We start from the raw sequence: 17,723 nt of genomic DNA on the forward strand, positions 1-17,723 counted from the left end.
CCGCCGACTTGCCCGAGGCCGGTCCTCTACGCTCGTCGCCGGCGTGAACGATCGCGCCGGACGGGTCTCAGGGGGAGTGTGCGGTGCGCGCGGGGTGGATCGGACTGTGGCGGTGGGCGGCGTGGGGCGGGATCGGACTGAGCCTGTACGCGGGCTGGCTGACGGCCGATGACATCCGGGACCGCGCTTCCAGCGAGCGCGACATCAGCGCGGCGTGCGATCGGCTGGTGTCCGGGGCGGTGGTGATGGACCTGCAAGGCGGGATGGTCAGGGCAAGGGCCGGCGACGACGAGCTCAGGCTCGATCCGCGCGATCCATCCGGTTCCTGCACCATCTACAAGGTGCCCGGCCCCGGCAGGACCACGAGCCTGTTCACCCTGGTGGTGCGGGGCAGTGGCAGCTCCAGGCCGTTGAACTGGATCGGTGACGACGTCGGGCTCGAGCCATTCTCCGGCGGTGACGACAGTGACGGCAGTGACGGCAGTGACGAGCCGGATGTCACCGCTGTCGCCGACCGGCGCCCCGAATCGCGCCCCGTGGGCGACGGCACCCTGGGCTGGTACGGGAACTGGTACACCACCATCCGCGCCGAGTGCGGACCCGGCAGCAGCGCGACGGCTCCGAAGCTGCTGAACGTCACTGCCCGCGCCGACTACGACGACGTCTCCGCGGCAGACCGTGAGCTCCTCGCCCGCATCGCCCGTTCGGCAGCCGAGGAGCTCACCGACCGGATCGGCTGCCAGACGCAGCTGCCCGCCCTGCCCGACCACCAGTTGGGTCCCGTACCGTCAGCCCTTCGCCCCGCGCAGGCGGCGGACGGTTCATGCGACTGGTTCGCCCGCCACATCAAGGCGCGGGGGCAGGGCCGGCTGCCCGACCGTGCCCTCGCAGTACCCGCCCGGCGCGCGAACCCCATGGAGAGCTGCCTGCTGGCAGTCAGCCCCGACCAGGTGCGCCGTATCGCCGGCGGCTTGAAAGACGACGAGCACGATTACGCCCGCAGTGCGCTCACCCACTCGCCCTGGTGGCTGCGCACCGTTTCCTACTTCGGCGCAGAGGCGCGCACGGTCGGATACGACGTCATCGGCGGCGAGGACCAGATCATCAAGACGGGAACGGCCGGCCACGCAAGCGGCGCTTGGTGGGCCTCCTCGATCTGCGGTGGCAAGCCCGCCCTGCACACCCTCAGCTCCAGCTACACCTACGACGGCGTACTCGGCTCTCAGAGGCTGTCCGCTCTGTTCCGCGCGTACGTCGCCGACATCACGAAGCAGCGCGGCTGTACCCACGTGACATACCCGGACGCGAAGGACGTCCGTATCCCCTGATAGCCGGGCGGCTGGCCGCGCGGGGGATACCGGTGACGGTGTACGACCACGGGGCCTGACGGCGACACCGGGAAACCGGTTGCCGTATCCCGTGCCGCGCTGCTGGGCTGCCCACATGGATCGACACACGGTACTGGAGCTGTTCGACCGGCAGATGCGGCGTGAGGCCCGCCCCGACGGGCCCGGGTCGCGGGTCGAGCGGGCGGGAGACGTGGTGCGGCAGGTCGGACCGGCGCACGGCTGGAACGGCGTCCTGTGGTCGGGCCTCGACCGGCTCGACACGGCGGGCGTGGCGGGGGTGATCGCCGAACAGGTCGCGTACTTCACCTCGTGCGGCCGTGCCTTCGAGTGGAAGCTGTACGCCCACGACCGGCCGGGAGACCTTCCGGACCGACTGGAGGCGGCCGGTTTCCGCCCGGAACCGGAGGAGGCGCTGATGGCAGCCGAGATCGCCCGCCTCCACGGCACCGTCATCGGGACCGAGCCGCCCGAGGGCATCGAAGTGCGGGCGGTCACGGACGAGGCCGGGGTGGAGCTGGTGACCGAGGTCCACGAGCGGGCGTTCGGCACGGACGGCGCGGGCCTCCGGCGCCGGCTGCTCGACCAGCTGGCCGCGCGGCCGGACACCGTGGCCGCCGTCGTCGCCATGGCCGGCGACCGGCCGGTGAGCGCGGCGCGCCTGGAGCTGCCGCCCGGCGCCGCCTTCGCCGGCCTGTGGGGCGGCGGCACCGTACGAGAGTGGCGTGGCAGGGGCATCTACCGCGCCCTGGTCGCCCACCGCGCCCGCCTCGCGGCCGAGCGCGGCTACCGCTACCTCCAGGTCGACGCCTCCGACCAGAGCCGCCCCGTCCTCAGCGGGCTCGGGTTCACCCAGCTGTCCGCGACGACCCCGTACGTCTACGAGCCCTGACCTGCCGCCGCCGGGAAGTGGTGGGCCAGCGCGGCGTGCGGGTCCGTGCCCGCCGCGTGCGCGTGGTCGACGTGGACGGTGACCGCCGCCAGCCGGGGCAGCCGGTGCAGCAGGGCGTGCTCCGCCGCGACCGCCACCGCGTGCGCCTGGACGACCGTCAGCGAGGGGGCCACCACGACGGACGTCTCCGCGCGCAGGGAGTGCCCCAGCCACCGCATCCGCACGGCGCCCACGCCCCGTACGCCCTCGACCCCCGACAGCACCTGCTCGGCCCGGTCCACCAACGCGGGGTCCACGGCGTCCATCAGCCGGTGCCACACCTCGCGCGCCGCGCCCCGCAGTACCAGCAGGATCGCGCCCGTGATGGCCAGCCCGATCAAGGGGTCCGCCCACCGCCACCCCAGTGCGGCCCCGCCCGCGCCCAGCAGCACCGCCAGCGAGGTGAACCCGTCGGTCCGGGCGTGCAGCCCGTCGGCGACCAGCGCGGCGGAGCCGATCGCCCGGCCCGTACGGATACGGGCCCTGGCGACCCACTCGTTGCCCGCGAAGCCCACCAGCCCGGCCGCCGCGACGGCCGGCAGATGGCTCACGTCGTGCGGGTCCAGCAGCCGCCGGACCGCCTCGTACCCGGCGAAGGCGGCCGACGCGGCGATCACCAGCACCACGAACACCCCCGCCAGGTCCTCGGCCCGGCCGAAGCCGTAGGTGTAGCGGCGGGTGGCGGCCCTCCGGCCCAGCACGAAGGCGAGCGCGAGCGGCAGCGCCGTCAGGGCGTCCGTGGCGTTGTGCACGGTGTCGCCGAGCAGCGCGACCGAGCCCGACAGCGCGGCGATGACCGCCTGGACGCCCGTCGTGACCGCCAGCACCGCGAACGAGAACCACAGCGTCCGCAGCCCCGCCGACGACCCCTCCAGAGCGGCGTCGATCCGCTCACCGTGATGGTGATGATGGTGATGACGGTGGTGTCCATGACCGGTCATGGACACCACCATGGCAGCCGAACCGCCTTGCGGCCACTGCCGAAAAGCGGTCCCTGACCAGCTGCGAAGGCCTTGCGACTACCTGCCGGACGCGATGACCGGGTAGTGGTCCGACAGATTCGTGTACGTGTACTGCTTGCCCCAGCTGGAGACCGTCCAGGGCGCGCTCTGCTCCTTGATCACCTCGTTGGTCCAGCCGGCCGGCTTCGCGTGGCCGGCGCGGTGGAGAACGTAGTCGAGGTCCTCGCGCGGGTCGTCGGGGTAGCGCTCGGCCGCGATCGAGTTGTCCCGGGTGTCGAAGGAGTACGGGTGGCCCGTGCGCGCGTCCGCCCCCGCGAGGCCCGCGTCGGCGAGCATCGTGGCGTACTCGCCGCTGTGCGAGTCCACATTGAAGTCGCCCGCCACCAGCACCTGCTCGGACGACGGGATGTTCTTCGCGTCCAGGAAGGCGTCCATCGCCCTGAACTGCCGGCTGCGCATCTGTGCCGCCTCGCCCGCCGAGCACCCCGGGTCGGTCGACTGGGCGTGCGTGCCGACGACGTGCACGCGCGAGCCGTTCACGTTCAGCACGGCGTACACGAAACCCTTGTTGGAGTACCAGTCGGCGCCGCAGGCGTCCTTGTAGACGTACTGCTCCTTGCGGACGATCGGCCACTTGCTGAGCACCGTGACACCGCCGTCCTCCGGCGTCGTGGCCGAGTACGCGCCGCTCGTGGCGTCCCAGCCGTCCTTGCCGCGGCCCATCACCGGCGTCTGGTACGGGTACTGGGCGGCGGCGGCGCGCATCAGCGCGTCCGAGGAGGAGTTGTCGAACGCCTCCTGGAGCACCACCACGTCCTGGCCACGGAAGAACGGCGCCGCCGGTATCTCCTTCGCCCGGTGGTCCTGCCCCCAGTTCGGGTAGAGCGTCTTGCTGAAAAGGAACGCGTTGTACGTGAGCACCTTGAGCGCCGGCGTCCCGGCCTCGGCGGAGGAGGCCGAAGCGGCCGGGGCCGTGGCGGCCATCGCGGCGGCGGCGAGCACGGTCGAAAGAGCGGCGGACAGCGCGGCGCGTTTCACGGATCGCGGCACGGAAACTCCAGACGGAAGTGGGGGGTTGGACATCGCGCGGCACATCAAATCAGCCACGGTTACTTTCCGGTAGCCATCGCGTGCCGGGAATCTTGCGGACCCCGGTCCACCACACCAACTCATCTGCGGCGGATACTGGGACCATGAGCGCTTCCTCCGCCGCGTACGATCCCGCACCGCCCCCGCCCGGCGGAGTGCTCTGGAGCCTCGCGGGCGACATCCGGGGCCTGCTCATGCTGCCCGCCGCGCTCACCCTCCAGGTCGCCCACCCCGCCGTCGGCGCCGGCGTCGACGAGCACTCCGTCTTCCGCACCGACCCATGGGGCCGCGGAGAGCGTTCCCTGCGCTCGCTCCAGCTGTGGGTGTACGGCGGAGAGGCCGCCGCCCAGGAAGGGCGCCGGCTGCGCAAGCTCCACGCCACCATCCAGGGCACCGACACCCGAGGACGCCGCTACCACGCCCTCACCCCCGCGAACTACGCCTGGGTCCACGCCACCGGCTTCCCCGTCTACCAGCACGCCGCCCGCTACCTGATCCGGCCCATGACCGAGGCCCAGGAACGCAAGCTGTACGCCGAGTGGCTCCAGGTCGGGCGCGTCCTCGGCATCCACGACCGCGACATGCCCCAGACCATCGAGGAGTTCTGGCCCTACTACCGCAAGGCCCTCGCCGACGAGATCGAGGCCACCGTCGTCGTACGCGAACTCGTCGCCACCGACAGCCCCGTCCCCCCGCCCGACCGGGGCCCGCTGCCCCTGCGGCTCCTCCTCCGCCTCCTGTGGCCGGTGCTCCTGCCGCCGCTCGCCCGCTTCCGCCGCTTCGTCACCATCGGGCTGATGCCCCCCGACGCCCGGGAAGCCATCGGCCTGGAGTGGACCGATGCGCAGGAGCGGGCGCTGCGCCGCTTCGGGCGGGTCGTCCGGGCCGTCGTACCCGTACTGCCCGAGCGGCTGCGCTACCTCCCGCTCGCGCGGGAGGCCCGCCGGCGGTACCGGCTCAGCCGGGAAGCGCCCGCAGCCCGCCCCGCGCGATGACGTCCGCGTACCACCGCGCGCTGTCCTTGGGCGTACGGCGCTGCGACGCGAAGTCCACGTGCACGATGCCGAACCGCTTGCCGTAGCCGTACGCCCACTCGAAGTTGTCCAGCAACGACCACAGGAAGTAGCCCCGTACGTCCACCCCGTCCGCGAGCGCCCGGTGCACCGCCGCCAGGTGCGCGTGCAGGTAGTCGACCCGCTCCGGGTCATGGACGTCACCCGACGGGTCGGCGTAGTCGTCGTACGCCGCGCCGTTCTCCGTCACCATCAGCGGTACGCCGGGCAGCTCGTCCCGCAGCCGCGTCAGCAGCTCGTACAGGCCGTCCGCGTCCACCGGCCAGTCCATCGCGGTACGCGGACCCGGCGCCGGTACGAAACGGACGTGCGGCTCGGCGCCCGGCCACGGCGACGGGGACTCGGACGTACCCGCCGCGACGACCGTGGGGGAGTAGTAGTTGATGCCCAGCGAGTCGACCGGCGTGGCGATCACCTCCAGATCGCCTTCCCGGACGAACGACCAGTCCGTCAGCGCGGCCGTGTCCTCCACCAGGTCCGCCGGGAGACGCCCGTGGAAGACCGGGTCCAGGAAGAGCCGGTTGCCCAGCGCGTCGACACGCCGCGCCGCCTCCCGGTCCTCGGCGGAGCCCGAAAGGGCGCGCACCGCGTGCAGGTTGAGCGTCAGCGACACCTCCGCCGACGACGGCAGGGCGTCACGGAGCACCCGAACGGCCCGCCCGTGCGCCAGGTTCAGGTGGTGCGCGGCCCGCAGCGCGGCCACCGGGTCCGTACGGCCCGGGGCGTGCACCCCCGAGGCGTACCCCAGGAACGCCGCGCACCACGGCTCGTTGAGCGTCGTCCACGTGGCGACCCGGTCGCCCAGCGCGTCCGCCACCAGCCCGGCGTACGCGGCGAACCGCTCGGCCGTCTCCCGGTGCGGCCAGCCCCCAGCAGCCTCCAGCTCCTGCGGCAGGTCCCAGTGGTACAGGGTGACGACCGGCCGGATGTCGGCGGCCAGCAGCTCGTCCGTGAGCCGCCGATAGAAGTCCAGCCCCTTCTGCACCGCAGGGCCCCGCCCCGTCGGCTGCACCCGCGGCCACGCCACCGAGAACCGGTAGTCCGTCACGCCCAGGTCCTTCATCAGGGCGACGTCCTCGGCCATCCGGTGGTAGTGGTCGGCGGCGATGTCACCGGTGTCGCCGTTGCGGACCGCGCCCGGCGTACGGCTGAAGGTGTCCCAGATGGACGGCGTCCGGCCGTCCTCGTCGGCGGCACCCTCGATCTGGTACGCGGCGGTGGCCGTGCCCCAGCGGAAACCGGCCGGGAACGTGAGCTCGGTCATGAGACTCCCAACGGAAGACGGAGGAAAAGGGGCAATCAGCCCTTGACGGCGCCCTGCATGATCCCGCCGACGATCTGCCGGCCCAGCAGGCCGAACACCAGCAGCACCGGGAGCGTGCCCAGCAGCGTGCCCGCCATGATCACCGACTGGTCGTGGACGTAACCGCCACCGAGCTGCCGCAGCGCGACCTGCACGGTCGGGTTCTGCGAGGACAGCGCGACGATCGGCCAGAAGAAGTCGTTCCAGGCCGCCATGAAGGTCAGCAGACCCAGCACCGCCATCCCCGGCCGGGCGATCGGAACGACGATCGACCAGAAGATCCGCGCGGAGGAGGCGCCGTCCACGCGCGCCGCCTCGATCAGCTCGTCCGGCAGCGCCTGCACCAGGAACTGCCGCATGAAGAACACCCCGAACGCCGACACCAGCCCGGGCAGGATCACCGACTGGAGCTGGTTCACCCACTCCAGCTCCGCGATCAGCATGAACAGCGGGATCACCCCCAGCTGCGGCGGGATCATCATCGTCCCCACCGTGACCGCGAGCAGCGCGCCCCGGCCACGGAACCGCAGTTTGGCGAAGGCGAACCCGGCGAGGGTGCAGCACAGCACCGTGCCGACGGTGATGGAGCCGGAGACGATCAACGAATTGACCAGGGCCCTGCCGATGTCCGCCTCCTCCATCACGGCCTCGAAGTTCCGCATCAGGTTCGGGCCGGGAATGAGGGACGGGGGCACCTTCGCCAGGTCGGCGTTGGAGCGGCTGGCGGCGACGATCGTCCAGTAGAACGGGAAGGCCGACACCAGGACGGCGACGACGAGGATCGCGTACGCGACCCTGCCGCCGTGCAGGGTGCGCCCGGCGCGCCGTACGGTCATCGGCCGGCCTCCTTGAGGGAACGCCGGCGCACGATCAGGGCGTTGACCCCGACGAGCACCAGGATCAGCAGGAACATCACCCACGCGATGGCGGCGGCACGGCCCAGGTGGAAGAAGCCCCAGCCCTGCTCGTACATGTACAGCCCGAGGGTCTGGTACTGGTGCGAGATGCCGCCCGAGACCGACCCCTCGAACAGCAGCGGCTCACCGAAGAGCTGGGTGGCACCGATCGTCGACACGACGGCAGTGAAGACGATCGTCGGGCGCAGACCGGGCAGCGTGACGTGGAAGAACTGCCGCCAGCGCGACGCCCCGTCCATCTCCGCCGCCTCGTACAGCTCGCTCGGGATGGACTGCATGCCCGCGAGGTAGATCAGCGCGTTGTAGCCGGTCCAGCGCCAGATGACGATCGTGGAGACGGCGATCTGGGAGGCGACGGTGTTCGTCTGCCAGTCGACCGGGTCGACGCCGGCCAGCCCCAGCGCGTAGTTGACGAGCCCGAAGTCGCGGCCGAAGAGCTGCGCGAACACCAGCGTCGCGGCGGCGACGGACGTGGCGTACGGCAGCAGCATCGCCGTACGGAAGAACGTCCGCCCGCGCAGCTTGTAGTTGAGCAGGTGGGCCAGGGCCAGCGCCATCACGAGCTGCGGGACCGTGGAGATGACCCCGATGGTGAAGGTGTTGCGCAGCGAGATCCAGAAGAACTCGTCGGTGAAGAGGGCCGCGTAGTTGCCGAGACCGCGCCACTCCATGTCGCCGGGCGTCTGGAGCTCGACGCGGTAGAGCGACACGAACGCCGTGTAGAGCAGTGGGAAGAGGCCGAAGGCGGCGAAGAGCGTGAAGAACGGGGCGATGTACGCGTACGGCGAGACGGCCCGCCATGCGCGGCGCGCCGTTCCTGCCGGAGCAGCGGTGAGGGTCACTGTGCGGCCCTTCGGGGTCGGTACGGTCGTGGACGGTTGCGGCGGGTGCGGGGGTTCGCGCCGGTGGTGCGGTGCCGGGTGCGTGGCTCACGCCGGTGGCTGCCTCCCGGGGCCTGGGCCCGCCACGGAGCGGACCCCAGCGGCACGCCCCCGCGCCCCGGACGGCGCGCGCCCACCTCGGGGTCAGCCCGTGACGTTCTCGACGCCCTTCTTCGCGTTCGACCACGCCTTCTCCGGTGACGTCCCCTTCCGCTCCACCTCGCTCAGCGCGTTCGTGATCTGGTCGGCGACGTTCTTGTCGTGGACGCCCAGCACCTGAACGGGGGCCTCCTTGGCGGCGTCGCCGAAGATCCGGCCGATCGGGGCGCCCGAGAAGTACGGGTCCTTGGCGTCGGCGACCCGGGCGATGGCACCGGTCGAGGAGGGGAAGTTGCCCTGCTTCTCGAAGAGCTTGGCCTGCTGCTCCGGCGCCGTGAGCCACTGGATCAGCTCGTACGCCTCCTTCTTGTGCTCGGCCGCGCGCGGCACGCTCAGGTACGAGCCGCCCCAGTTCCCGGCCCCACCCGGCAGCTTGGCGATGTCCCACTTGCCCTTGCCGGCCTCACCGGCCTGGCCCTTGATGTATCCGAGCATCCAGGCGGGGCAGGGGATCGTGGCGAACGATCCGGCGGCGAAGGCCTGGTTCCACTGCGGGGACCACTGGTCCAGCTTGGCGCTCAGGCCATCGGCCGCCGCGCGCGTGGCGGCGTCCCAGGCCGCCTTGACGGCCGGGTTCGACTCGTAGATCAGCGTGCCGGAGGCGTCGTAGTACCGCTCCTCCTCCTGCCCGATCATGATCGTGAAGAGGCTGCCCACGCTGTCCAGCCAGGCGCTCTTGGCGGGTGCCTTGGCCTTGTACTGCTTGCCGAGCTCCAGGTAGCCGTCCCAGGTGGCCCACTTCTCGGCGAGTACGGTGCGGTCGGTCGGCAGGCCGGCCTGCCGGAGCAGGTCCGTGCGGTAGCACATCGCTTCGGGCCCGACGTCCGTGCCGAGGCCGAGGACACGGCCGTCCTTCGTGGTCGCCGCCGACCACTTGGCCTCGGCGAACTGGCCCTTGAGCTTGTCCGCCCCGTACCTGGTCAGGTCCTCGAACTTGTCCGCCTGCCGCTGTGTGACCGAGGCGATGCGCCCGACCTCGATCGCCTGGACGTCGGCGAGTCCGCCCCCGCCGGCGAGGCGGGTCTGGAGGGACTTCCAGTAGTCCTGCTCGTCCTCCGTGTCCGTCTGCTTGATCTTGATGCCGGGGTGCAGCTTCTCGTACTCGGCGTAGAGCCCCGCCTCCTTGTAGCCGAAGGAGCCGAAGAGGTCCACGGTGAGCGTGACCGTGCCGTCGGACGCCTGGTCCGAGGCGCCGGATCCGCAGGCGGCGAGCAGTACCCCGGCGAGCGCGAGCGCACCGAGTCGGACGGTGGCCCTCCTGGCGGTGGCGGCTCGGGTGATGAGCATGGGAAGCCTCCTTGGCTTCGGCGGGGAGCGGCGGCGGTTCAGGGCGGTCCCAGGGTTCTGGCGCCGGAAGGTGTCTGAGAGCGCTCTCAGCGAACTGCCCTGGAGCGTGCCGCGCCTACCCGTCCCCCGTCAAGACTCGAACGCATAACGGCCGTCGATGCCGTTCACGCCCCCAGCAACTTCCCTACGCGTCACCTGTATTGACAGTCACGTTTCAGGAGTTTTACGTTCCTGGGCACCTGAGAGCGCTCTCGCGGCGCACTCCCGCCATCCATTCGAGGTGCCGACATGCCATCCCCCCGCACCCGACCAGCCGCACTGCTCCTCGTCACCACCATGGCCGCCCTCGGCCTCACCGCGACCACCGCCACGCCCGCCACGGCCGCCACCGTCCCCGTCGGAGCCGGCAGCTACTCCGACACCCGTCCCCCCGGAACCTCCGGCCCCACCACCAACACCGGCACCCCCGTCACCCCCAAGCTCACCCCCGCCGCCCAGGGCAAGCCGGTGCCCACCAACGACTGGTGGTCCTCGCTCGCCTTCCAGCGGTACGGCGACAACCCCTGGTCCACCCCCATGTACGGCCACCCGCTCACCTACCAGGCCACCGCCGCCGGCCTCGACATCGGCTACCCGACCACCCCCGCGATCGTCGGCGACGGCCGACAGTACGAGTACGCCCACAAGCGCGACCTCACCCTCGGCCTGACCGGCCTCAACTCGCCGGACACCAAGGCCGACGCCTGGTCGGACTGGACCGTCACCCCCTACTGGTCGGACGGCGCCCGCACTCTCCGTACGACCATCGGCCACGGCATGCCGTTCGTGTACGCCAAGGGCACGGGCGGCGACGCGCGGATCACCACCGCCGCCGCCCCGGCCGTCTTCGCCGACCAGGGCAACGTCCTCGGCATCACCGTCGCCGGCCACCACTACGCCCTGTTCGCCCCCACGGGCACCGACTGGACGGTCTCCGGCTCCACGCTGACGGCCGGGCTCGGCGGCAAGGACTACTTCTCGCTCGCTGTCCTGCCGTCGCCGGACGCGCTGGCCACGTACCGGAAGTACGCCTACAGCTTCGTCACCGGCTCGAAAGTGGCCTGGAGCTCCACCGGAGGAACGGTCAGGGCCACCTACACCCTCACCACCCAGGCCCAGGAGGGCAGCGAGACCGGCACCCTCCAGGCCCTCTACCGGCACCAGTGGCTCAACACCACGGACGCGCTGACCCCGTACACGTACGTCTCACCACGCGGCACCATGAAGGTCCGCGAGTCCACCACCTTCTCCACCGGACAGCGGGCCCCCGCCGTGCTGCCCGGGCTGCCGAAGGCGGGCGGCGTCGACGCGGCCCGGCTGCGCGGCTACCTGAACGAGGCCGCGAACGCCGCCGACCCCTTCTCCGGCGCCACCGACACGTACTGGACCGGCAAGGCCCTCGGCCGTCTCGCCCAGCTTGTCCCCCTGGCCGACCAGATCGGCGAGACCGCGACCCGCGACACGCTCATCGGCCTGCTCAAAGGGCGGCTCCAGGACTGGTTCACGGCCGGCGGCGCCAACGAGTTCTCGTACGACCGGACCTGGAAGACCCTCACCGGCTACCCCGCCTCGTACGGCAGCGACACCGAGCTCAACGACCACCACTTCCACTACTCCTACTACGTCTACGCGGCGGCGATCGTCGCCCAGTACGACCCGGCCTGGGCCGCCGACTCGGCGTGGGGCGGCATGGTCAGGACGCTCGTACGCGATGCCGCCAACCCCAGCCGCACCGACACCGCCTTCCCCTTCCTGCGCGGCTTCGACGTGTACGCCGGCCACAGCTGGGCCTCCGGCCACCAGGGCTTCGCCGCCGGCAACAACCAGGAGTCGTCCTCCGAGTCCACCAACCTCAGCGCGGGCCTGGTCCTGTGGGGCTCGGCCACCGGGGACACCGCCCTGCGTGACCTGGGCACGTACCTGCTGACCACCGAGTCCGAGGCCATCGCCCAGTACTGGTTCGACGCCGACCAGCAGGTCTTCCCGGCCTCCTTCGGGCACGACACCGCCGGCATGGTGTGGGGGAGCGGCGCCGCCTACGCCACCTGGTGGACCGCGAATCCCGAGGAGATCCACGGGATAAACGTCCTGCCGGTCACCGGAGGTTCCCTGCACCTGGGCGGCGAGAAGGCGGCGATCCGGCGCAACATCGCCGAGATGGAGCGGGAGAACGGCGGCCCGGCCGTCGAATGGCGCGACATCCTCTGGGAGTTCCAGTCACTGGCCGACCCCGCCGCCGCCAAGGCGAAGTGGGACGCCGGCCACGCCTCGTACACCCCCGAGGCGGGCGAGTCCAAGGCGCACACGTACCACTGGCTCGCCACGATGGACGCGCTCGGCGCGCCCGACGCCACCGTCACCGGTGACATCCCGACGTCGGCCGTCTTCAGCAAGGGCACGGTACGTACGTACGCGGCCCACAACCACGGCTCCACCGCCCGCACGGTGACCTTCTCCGACGGTGCGAAGCTCACCGTCCCGGCGCGTTCGACCGCCACGGGGACGGGCACGGGCGGCGACCCCGGCCCCGACCCCGTCCCCGGAACCGGCGACACCTTCCAGCTCCGCACCGGCGGTACCCTCACCACGGCGACCGGCGCGGCGGCGGGCAGCGACACCATCGCCTCGGCGGGCGGCACGAACCACGACGGCACCCCGTACCAGCCGCTGGTGTACGAGGCCAGGGGCGTCAACGGCACGCTCAAGGCGGGCGGCTCCACCGCCTTCCGGCTCCAGGTCGACGCGGGCACCACGGTGGGGCTGGGCCAGCAGGCGCGGGTCGCCTACGACCTGACCGGCGACGGGACCTTCGAGCGGACGGAGACGTACCACTACTTCGCGACCGACCCGGTGACCGGCTGGGAGGAGTACAGCCAGGCGCGCGGGCTGAAGTCGGCGACGGGCGCGCTGGGCGACCTGAGGGGCGGCACCGTACGCCTGGAGGTGTGGCACGCCATCGGCAACGGCACGGCCAGGCTCCAGACGGGCACGGACCGGTCCGTGCTGGTCATCCCGTACGGCTAGGCCGACGCCCGTCGCACCAGTTCCGTAGGAGTGATCACCGAGCCCGGGGCGCTGCCCGCTCCGGGCTCGGCCTCCTGGCCGTTCAGGACACGCATCAGCAGCCGGACCATGAGCCGACCCATGCCCTCGATGTCCTGGCGGACCGTCGTCAGGGGCGGATCGGTGGCCTCCGCGATGGACGTCATGTCGTCGAAGCCGACCAGCGCCACGTCCTCCGGCACCCGCAGCCCGCGCTCGCGCAGCACTCGCAGCGCACCCGACGCCATCAGGTCGTTGGCGGCGAACACGGCGTCCAGGTCCGGACGCCGCTCCAGCAGCTCCGCCATGGCGCGCGCCCCGCTCTCCTCCGTGAAGTCGCCCTGTGCGACGAGCCCGGGGCCGGCGTCCAGCAGGACGTCCCGGTAACCGTCCATCCGGTCCATCGCGGACGTCTGGTCGCGCGGGCCGGCGATGTGCGCCACGCGCTCACGGCCCAGCGCCAGCAGGTGCCGTACGGCTTCCCGGGCGCCGCCCCGGTTGTCCGCGTCCACGTACGGCACGGCGAGGCCGGCCGTCGCGCCCGGCCAGCCCGGCCGCCCGCCGAACACCGCCGGCACCTGCACCCGCCGGATGATCGCGGGCAGCTCGTCGTCGTTGTGCACGGAGAAGGCGAGCGCCCCGTCGACATGGCCCCCGCCCAGATACCGGCCGATCCGGTCGTAGTCGCCCGGTCCCTCGACCCACAGCAGCACCAGCTGCGAGTCGTGCGCGGTCAGCTCACGGCTGATGCCCCGCACCTGCTGCTCGAAGAAGGGGTCGGAGAACACCCGGAACTCCGGCTCGGCGATGATCACCGCCACCGCGCCGTTGCGCCGGGTCACCAGGGTGCGCGCCGCGTGGTTGGGGATGTAGCCCAGCTCCTCGACCGCCCGGCGCACCTTGTCCACCAGCGGCTGGCGGACCCCGGCGCCACCGTTCACGACGCGCGAGACCGTCGCCCGCGAGACCCCGGCGTGGGCCGCGACGGCTTCCAGGGTGGGGCGGGAGCCGGGGGCCGGATCGGGCATGGGGGACAAGAGTGCTCCTCGGCGGCGCGGCGGAACCTGTGTACAGGAGCAGGGTAACCGGTCCGCCGATCTCCTGAGAGCGCTCTCTTCCCTGTCTCTGACTCTGCGGAAGGCCGCCGCCATGAAGCGCGGGGCGGCGACCTTCCGGCGAACCCGATCAGCGACCGTGGCCGTGGTCGTGATCGTGATCGCCGTGGTCGTGGATCGTGTTCGTCGCGGCGATCTTCTTCCACGACTTCGGCTGGGCCGGCTTCACCGCCGCCCGCGAGCGTGCCGCGATCCGCGCTTCGGCGGCGGCCGGAGCCGCCGGCTTCGACGGCTGGTACAGCCAGGTGTCGAACAGCCCCGCAAGGGGCTTGCCCGAGACGCGCTCGGCGTACGTCACGAAGTCGGCCACCGTGGCGTTGCCGTACGCGTGCGCGGTCGGCCAGCCCTTCAGGATCGCGAAGAAGTCCTCGTCACCTATCTCGTTGCGCAGCGCCTGGAGGGCCAGCGCGCCCCGGTCGTACACGGCGATGTCGAACTGCTTGTCCGGGCCCGGGTCGCCCGGCCTGACCGCCCAGAACGGGTCGTCGGCCGCCCGCGTCGCGTACACGTGGTCCGCCAGCTCCTGCGCCGTGCCCTCGCCCTCCCTCTCCGACCACAGCCACTGGCTGTAGCGGGCGAAGCCCTCGTTGATCCAGATGTCCTTCCAGCGGTCCACCGACACGCTGTTGCCGTACCACTGGTGCGCCAGCTCGTGCACGACCACCGAGACGTTCGCGCCGTTCGCGAACTGGCGCGGGCTGTAGAACGGCCGCGTCTGCGTCTCCAGCGCGTAACCGCTGGTCACGTTGGGGACGTAACCGCCGAGCGCGTTGAAGGGGTACGGTCCGAAGAGCTCCTCCAGCCACTCCGCGACCTCCGCCGTGCGCTCGAGGCTGGCGCGCGCCGCGCCCGCGTTGTCGCCGAGGTCCTTGCTGTACGCGTTGAGGACGGGCAGGCCCTTGGCGGTCTTGTCCGTCGTGATGTCGAACTTGCCGACGGCGAGTGTGGCGAGGTAGGTGGCCTGCGGCTTGTTGGAGCGCCAGGAGAAACGCGTCCAGCCCAGCCGCGACGACTGCGACTGCAGGACGCCGTTGCTGATGGCCTGGGTACCGTCGGGCACGGAGACCGATACGTCGTACGTCGCCTTGTCCAGCGGGTGGTCGTTGGAGGGGAACCACCACACGGCCGAGTCCGGCTCCTGTGCCGCGACGCCGCCGTCGGGCGTGCGGTGCCAGGCGGTCCAGCCGCCGATCTTCAGCTCGGACGGCTTGCCCGCGTACCGTACGACGACCGATATCGCCCGGTTCTTCTCCAGCGGCGTGGCCGGGGTGACTTCGAGCTCGTGGTCGCCGGTGGCGGTGAACGTCGCCTTCTTGCCGTTCACCCGGACCTCACTGGCCTTCAGGCCCAGGTCGAGGTTGAAGCGGGAGAGGTTCTGCGTGGTGGTGGCGATGATCGTCGCCGTACCCTCCAGCAGGTCCGTCTTCGGCTGGTACTTCAGGCGCAGGTCGTAGTGCGACACGTCGTATCCGCCGTTGCCGCTGGCCGGGTAGTAGGGGTCGCCGATGCCGGGGGAGCCCGGCTTGTAGTCGGCCGCCGATGCCGGGATCGCCAGCAGGAGGGAGGCCGCCAGAGCGCTTGGGACGATCAGTCTGCGGTGCACGTCAAGCTCTCCAAGTCGTGTGGACTGAGGGGCTCCTGAAGCCTAATCAGCCCGCGTTTCCAGGTCACTGGAATTGATCACGGCCCGTGGCCCTGGTGGCGGGCACGTGCGGTGGGCGGGATGGCAGCCATGATCGACGGGGCGGCCACGATGAGCTTAAACTCCGGACTGATCCGCGAAGACCGCACTGGCTTGCTGAACGTCCCTCGGGCAGCCGGCTGACCTGAGCCGGGCCACCATCCACAGAAGGGAGCACTCCCATGAGGCTGGTACGAACCCGGCTCCTGTCGTACCGGAACCGGCTCCTCCCGTACATGCAGCACTACTACTTCCCGGTGCCCGAACAGCCGTATCTGCTCTGGTTCCAGAAGCCCGACGAGTCCACCGAGGCCTTCAACACGGACCATTTGGGGTTCCGCTTCACCGTCTCCGGTGACCGGCGCACCTCCCCGGGCACGTACCAGGGCGACGGGCCCGTGCGGCTGCTCGCGGGCAGCTCCTCGGTGTTCGGGGTCGGGGCGAGTGCGGACGAGACCACCATCGCGTCCCGGCTGTGGAGCGAGTACGCGCCGGCCGAGCCCTGGTTCGCCTTCGGGGGCCAGGCGTTCAACTCCGCCCAGGAGCTGGTGCTCCTGACCCTGTTCCACCACATGCTGCCCCCGGTCTCGGAGATCGTGCTGTTCTCGGGGGTGAACAACCTGGTGGTGAGCCGGTTGCCCGAGGAGCACCAGGGCGTGCACGGTGCGCACTACCAGGCCGAGCCGCCCGTCGACGACTCCTTGGTGCCCGGCCCCGCCGAGCGGGTGCAGCGCGCCGCCGACCGCACCGCGGCGCACCTGCGTACCTGGCAGGCGCTCGCCACCGCGATGGGGGCCCGGCTGGTGTTCGCCCTCCAGCCACTGGCCCCATGGGTGCGGGAGGAACCGTCCAAGGAGGAGAAAAAGCTCTTCGCGGAGCTGGACAAGGCGTCGAACTTCCGCAGCGTGCACAGCGACATCGTCTCCATGGACGTGGGCCGCGACTACGCCACCGCGCTGGAGAAGCGGTGCCAGGAGATCGGCGTGCCGTTCGTGAACACCACCCAACTGCTCGCCGAGCGGGCGACCCCGAAGGACTGGCTGTTCGTCGACCGGGTGCACATGACCGACGGCGGGTACGACATGGTGGCCCGGATCCTGGCCGAGGAACTGGAGCTGCGCTGAACGCGCCCGGGCCCGGCTCCCGTTCCGCACGCGGCCCCGTACCCTGTCGGGCGCGCGGACGGCGCCGGCCGCGCAGGCAGCCGGACGACCCGGCGATCCACCCGCTGTCCTGAACCCGCGGACGCCCCCTGTGCCACATTCGTCCCCGTACTGCCCTCTGTCATACGCCAGTTGACCCGTGTACCTTCCGCTCCCATGCCGATACGTGCGCGCAGCAGAATCCTGGTGGGTGCGGCCACAGCCGCCCTGATGTCCGCACTGGTGCCGCAGGCGGGCGCGAACAGCGCCTCCGCCCGCGAGTCCCGACCGATCTACTCGTACGACAACGCCGTCCGCGAGTCCGTCTGGGTCGACACCGGCCTCGACGGCGACCGCGACGGCAGGACGGACCGGGTGGCCGTCGACATCGTCCGGCCGCGCGAGGCGGCCCAGCGCGGCCGCAAGGTTCCCGTGATCATGGACGCCAGCCCGTACTACTCCTGCTGCGGGCGCGGCAACGAGAGCCAGAAGAAGACGTACGACGCGAACGGCGACCCCGTCCAGTTCCCGCTGTACTACGACAACTACTTCGTGCCCCGCGGCTACGCCTTCGTCGCCGTCGACCTGGCCGGAACCAGCCGCTCGGACGGCTGCGACGACGTCGGCGGCCGCTCGGACATCCAGTCCGCCAAGGCCGTCGTCGACTGGCTCAACGGCCGGGGCCGCGGCTACACCACCCGTACCGGCACCGAACGCGCCCGCGCGACCGGCTGGTCCACCGGCGACACCGGAATG

The 17,723-nt window shown here is 71.4% G+C and carries 14 protein-coding genes; 6 read left to right on the forward strand and 8 right to left on the reverse strand.

Annotated elements, in window-relative coordinates:
• Window positions 1-83: 83 nt before the first annotated feature.
• On the forward strand, window positions 84-1,328 hold the full coding sequence (locus AMK26_RS34815) for a hypothetical protein (protein ID WP_073760150.1): 1,245 nt from the start codon (window positions 84-86) through the stop codon (window positions 1,326-1,328).
• Window positions 1,329-1,443: 115 nt separating this feature from the next.
• Complete coding sequence (locus AMK26_RS34820) at window positions 1,444-2,238, forward strand: GNAT family N-acetyltransferase (protein ID WP_073760153.1); 795 nt, start codon at window positions 1,444-1,446, stop codon at window positions 2,236-2,238.
• Here AMK26_RS34820 and AMK26_RS34825 read toward each other — a convergent pair.
• Together AMK26_RS34825 and sph are read right to left on the reverse strand one after the other, a co-directional pair.
• The gene (locus AMK26_RS34825) at window positions 2,226-3,218 is read right to left on the reverse strand and encodes a cation diffusion facilitator family transporter (RefSeq protein WP_073760155.1); all 993 of its coding nucleotides are present in this window, start codon (window positions 3,216-3,218) and stop codon (window positions 2,226-2,228) included. The genes AMK26_RS34820 and AMK26_RS34825 overlap by 13 nt on opposite strands.
• A 78-nt stretch (window positions 3,219-3,296) precedes the next feature.
• The gene (gene sph / locus AMK26_RS34830; RefSeq protein ID WP_241838231.1) at window positions 3,297-4,223 is read right to left on the reverse strand and encodes a sphingomyelin phosphodiesterase; all 927 of its coding nucleotides are present in this window, start codon (window positions 4,221-4,223) and stop codon (window positions 3,297-3,299) included.
• Between the two features lie 209 nt (window positions 4,224-4,432).
• Here sph and AMK26_RS34835 point away from each other — a divergent pair, with 209 nt between their 5' ends.
• A complete protein-coding gene (locus AMK26_RS34835) occupies window positions 4,433-5,323 on the forward strand; it encodes an oxygenase MpaB family protein (RefSeq protein WP_073760159.1) in 891 nt (296 codons plus the stop codon).
• Here AMK26_RS34835 and AMK26_RS34840 read toward each other — a convergent pair.
• From AMK26_RS34840 to AMK26_RS34855, 4 genes are all read right to left on the reverse strand, one after another.
• The gene (locus AMK26_RS34840; RefSeq protein WP_073760161.1) at window positions 5,286-6,665 is read right to left on the reverse strand and encodes a GH1 family beta-glucosidase; all 1,380 of its coding nucleotides are present in this window, start codon (window positions 6,663-6,665) and stop codon (window positions 5,286-5,288) included. The genes AMK26_RS34835 and AMK26_RS34840 overlap by 38 nt on opposite strands.
• A 35-nt stretch (window positions 6,666-6,700) precedes the next feature.
• Window positions 6,701-7,540, reverse strand: coding sequence for a carbohydrate ABC transporter permease (locus AMK26_RS34845; RefSeq protein ID WP_107421113.1), 840 nt, complete (start codon window positions 7,538-7,540; stop codon window positions 6,701-6,703).
• Window positions 7,537-8,463 carry a carbohydrate ABC transporter permease gene (locus AMK26_RS34850; protein WP_073760164.1) on the reverse strand — a complete coding sequence of 309 codons (927 nt, stop codon included), beginning with the start codon at window positions 8,461-8,463 and terminating at the stop codon, window positions 7,537-7,539. The genes AMK26_RS34845 and AMK26_RS34850 overlap by 4 nt, the downstream gene beginning before the upstream one ends.
• A gap of 183 nt (window positions 8,464-8,646) precedes the next feature.
• On the reverse strand, window positions 8,647-9,948 hold the full coding sequence (locus AMK26_RS34855) for an ABC transporter substrate-binding protein (protein WP_073760166.1): 1,302 nt from the start codon (window positions 9,946-9,948) through the stop codon (window positions 8,647-8,649).
• Window positions 9,949-10,236: 288 nt separating this feature from the next.
• Between AMK26_RS34855 and AMK26_RS34860 the strand changes: the two genes are divergently transcribed.
• Window positions 10,237-13,011, forward strand: a complete 2,775-nt coding sequence (locus AMK26_RS34860) for a glycosyl hydrolase (RefSeq protein WP_073760168.1) — start codon at window positions 10,237-10,239, stop codon at window positions 13,009-13,011.
• Here AMK26_RS34860 and AMK26_RS34865 read toward each other — a convergent pair.
• The gene (locus AMK26_RS34865; RefSeq protein ID WP_073760198.1) at window positions 13,008-14,057 is read right to left on the reverse strand and encodes a LacI family DNA-binding transcriptional regulator; all 1,050 of its coding nucleotides are present in this window, start codon (window positions 14,055-14,057) and stop codon (window positions 13,008-13,010) included. The two genes, AMK26_RS34860 and AMK26_RS34865, sit on opposite strands and share 4 nt — an antisense overlap.
• Window positions 14,058-14,214: 157 nt before the next feature.
• On the reverse strand, window positions 14,215-15,747 hold the full coding sequence (locus AMK26_RS34870) for a M1 family metallopeptidase (RefSeq protein WP_073760200.1): 1,533 nt from the start codon (window positions 15,745-15,747) through the stop codon (window positions 14,215-14,217).
• 260 nt (window positions 15,748-16,007) lie between these two features.
• Here AMK26_RS34870 and AMK26_RS34875 point away from each other — a divergent pair, with 260 nt between their 5' ends.
• Window positions 16,008-16,949: an SGNH/GDSL hydrolase family protein gene (locus AMK26_RS34875; RefSeq protein ID WP_241838226.1), complete on the forward strand. Its 942-nt coding sequence runs from the start codon at window positions 16,008-16,010 to the stop codon at window positions 16,947-16,949.
• Between the two features lie 195 nt (window positions 16,950-17,144).
• On the forward strand, window positions 17,145-17,723 hold a 579-nt coding region (locus AMK26_RS38260; RefSeq protein WP_274536145.1), incomplete at its 3' end, for a CocE/NonD family hydrolase.

Origin of the sequence: Streptomyces sp. CB03234, from assembly GCF_001905885.1 — a bacterium.
Classification (GTDB): domain Bacteria; phylum Actinomycetota; class Actinomycetes; order Streptomycetales; family Streptomycetaceae; genus Streptomyces.

Coding starts and splice junctions, on each gene's coding strand:
- AMK26_RS34845 (WP_107421113.1), bottom strand. CDS start 7,540: ATGACCGTACGGCGCGCCGGGCGCACCCTGCACGGCGGCAGGGTCGCG.
- AMK26_RS34875 (WP_241838226.1), top strand. CDS start 16,008: ATGAGGCTGGTACGAACCCGGCTCCTGTCGTACCGGAACCGGCTCCTC.
- AMK26_RS34860 (WP_073760168.1), top strand. CDS start 10,237: ATGCCATCCCCCCGCACCCGACCAGCCGCACTGCTCCTCGTCACCACC.
- AMK26_RS34825 (WP_073760155.1), bottom strand. CDS start 3,218: ATGACCGGTCATGGACACCACCGTCATCACCATCATCACCATCACGGT.
- AMK26_RS34835 (WP_073760159.1), top strand. CDS start 4,433: ATGAGCGCTTCCTCCGCCGCGTACGATCCCGCACCGCCCCCGCCCGGC.
- AMK26_RS34855 (WP_073760166.1), bottom strand. CDS start 9,948: ATGCTCATCACCCGAGCCGCCACCGCCAGGAGGGCCACCGTCCGACTC.
- AMK26_RS34840 (WP_073760161.1), bottom strand. CDS start 6,665: ATGACCGAGCTCACGTTCCCGGCCGGTTTCCGCTGGGGCACGGCCACC.
- sph (WP_241838231.1), bottom strand. CDS start 4,223: ATGGCCGCCACGGCCCCGGCCGCTTCGGCCTCCTCCGCCGAGGCCGGG.
- AMK26_RS34820 (WP_073760153.1), top strand. CDS start 1,444: ATGGATCGACACACGGTACTGGAGCTGTTCGACCGGCAGATGCGGCGT.
- AMK26_RS34865 (WP_073760198.1), bottom strand. CDS start 14,057: ATGCCCGATCCGGCCCCCGGCTCCCGCCCCACCCTGGAAGCCGTCGCG.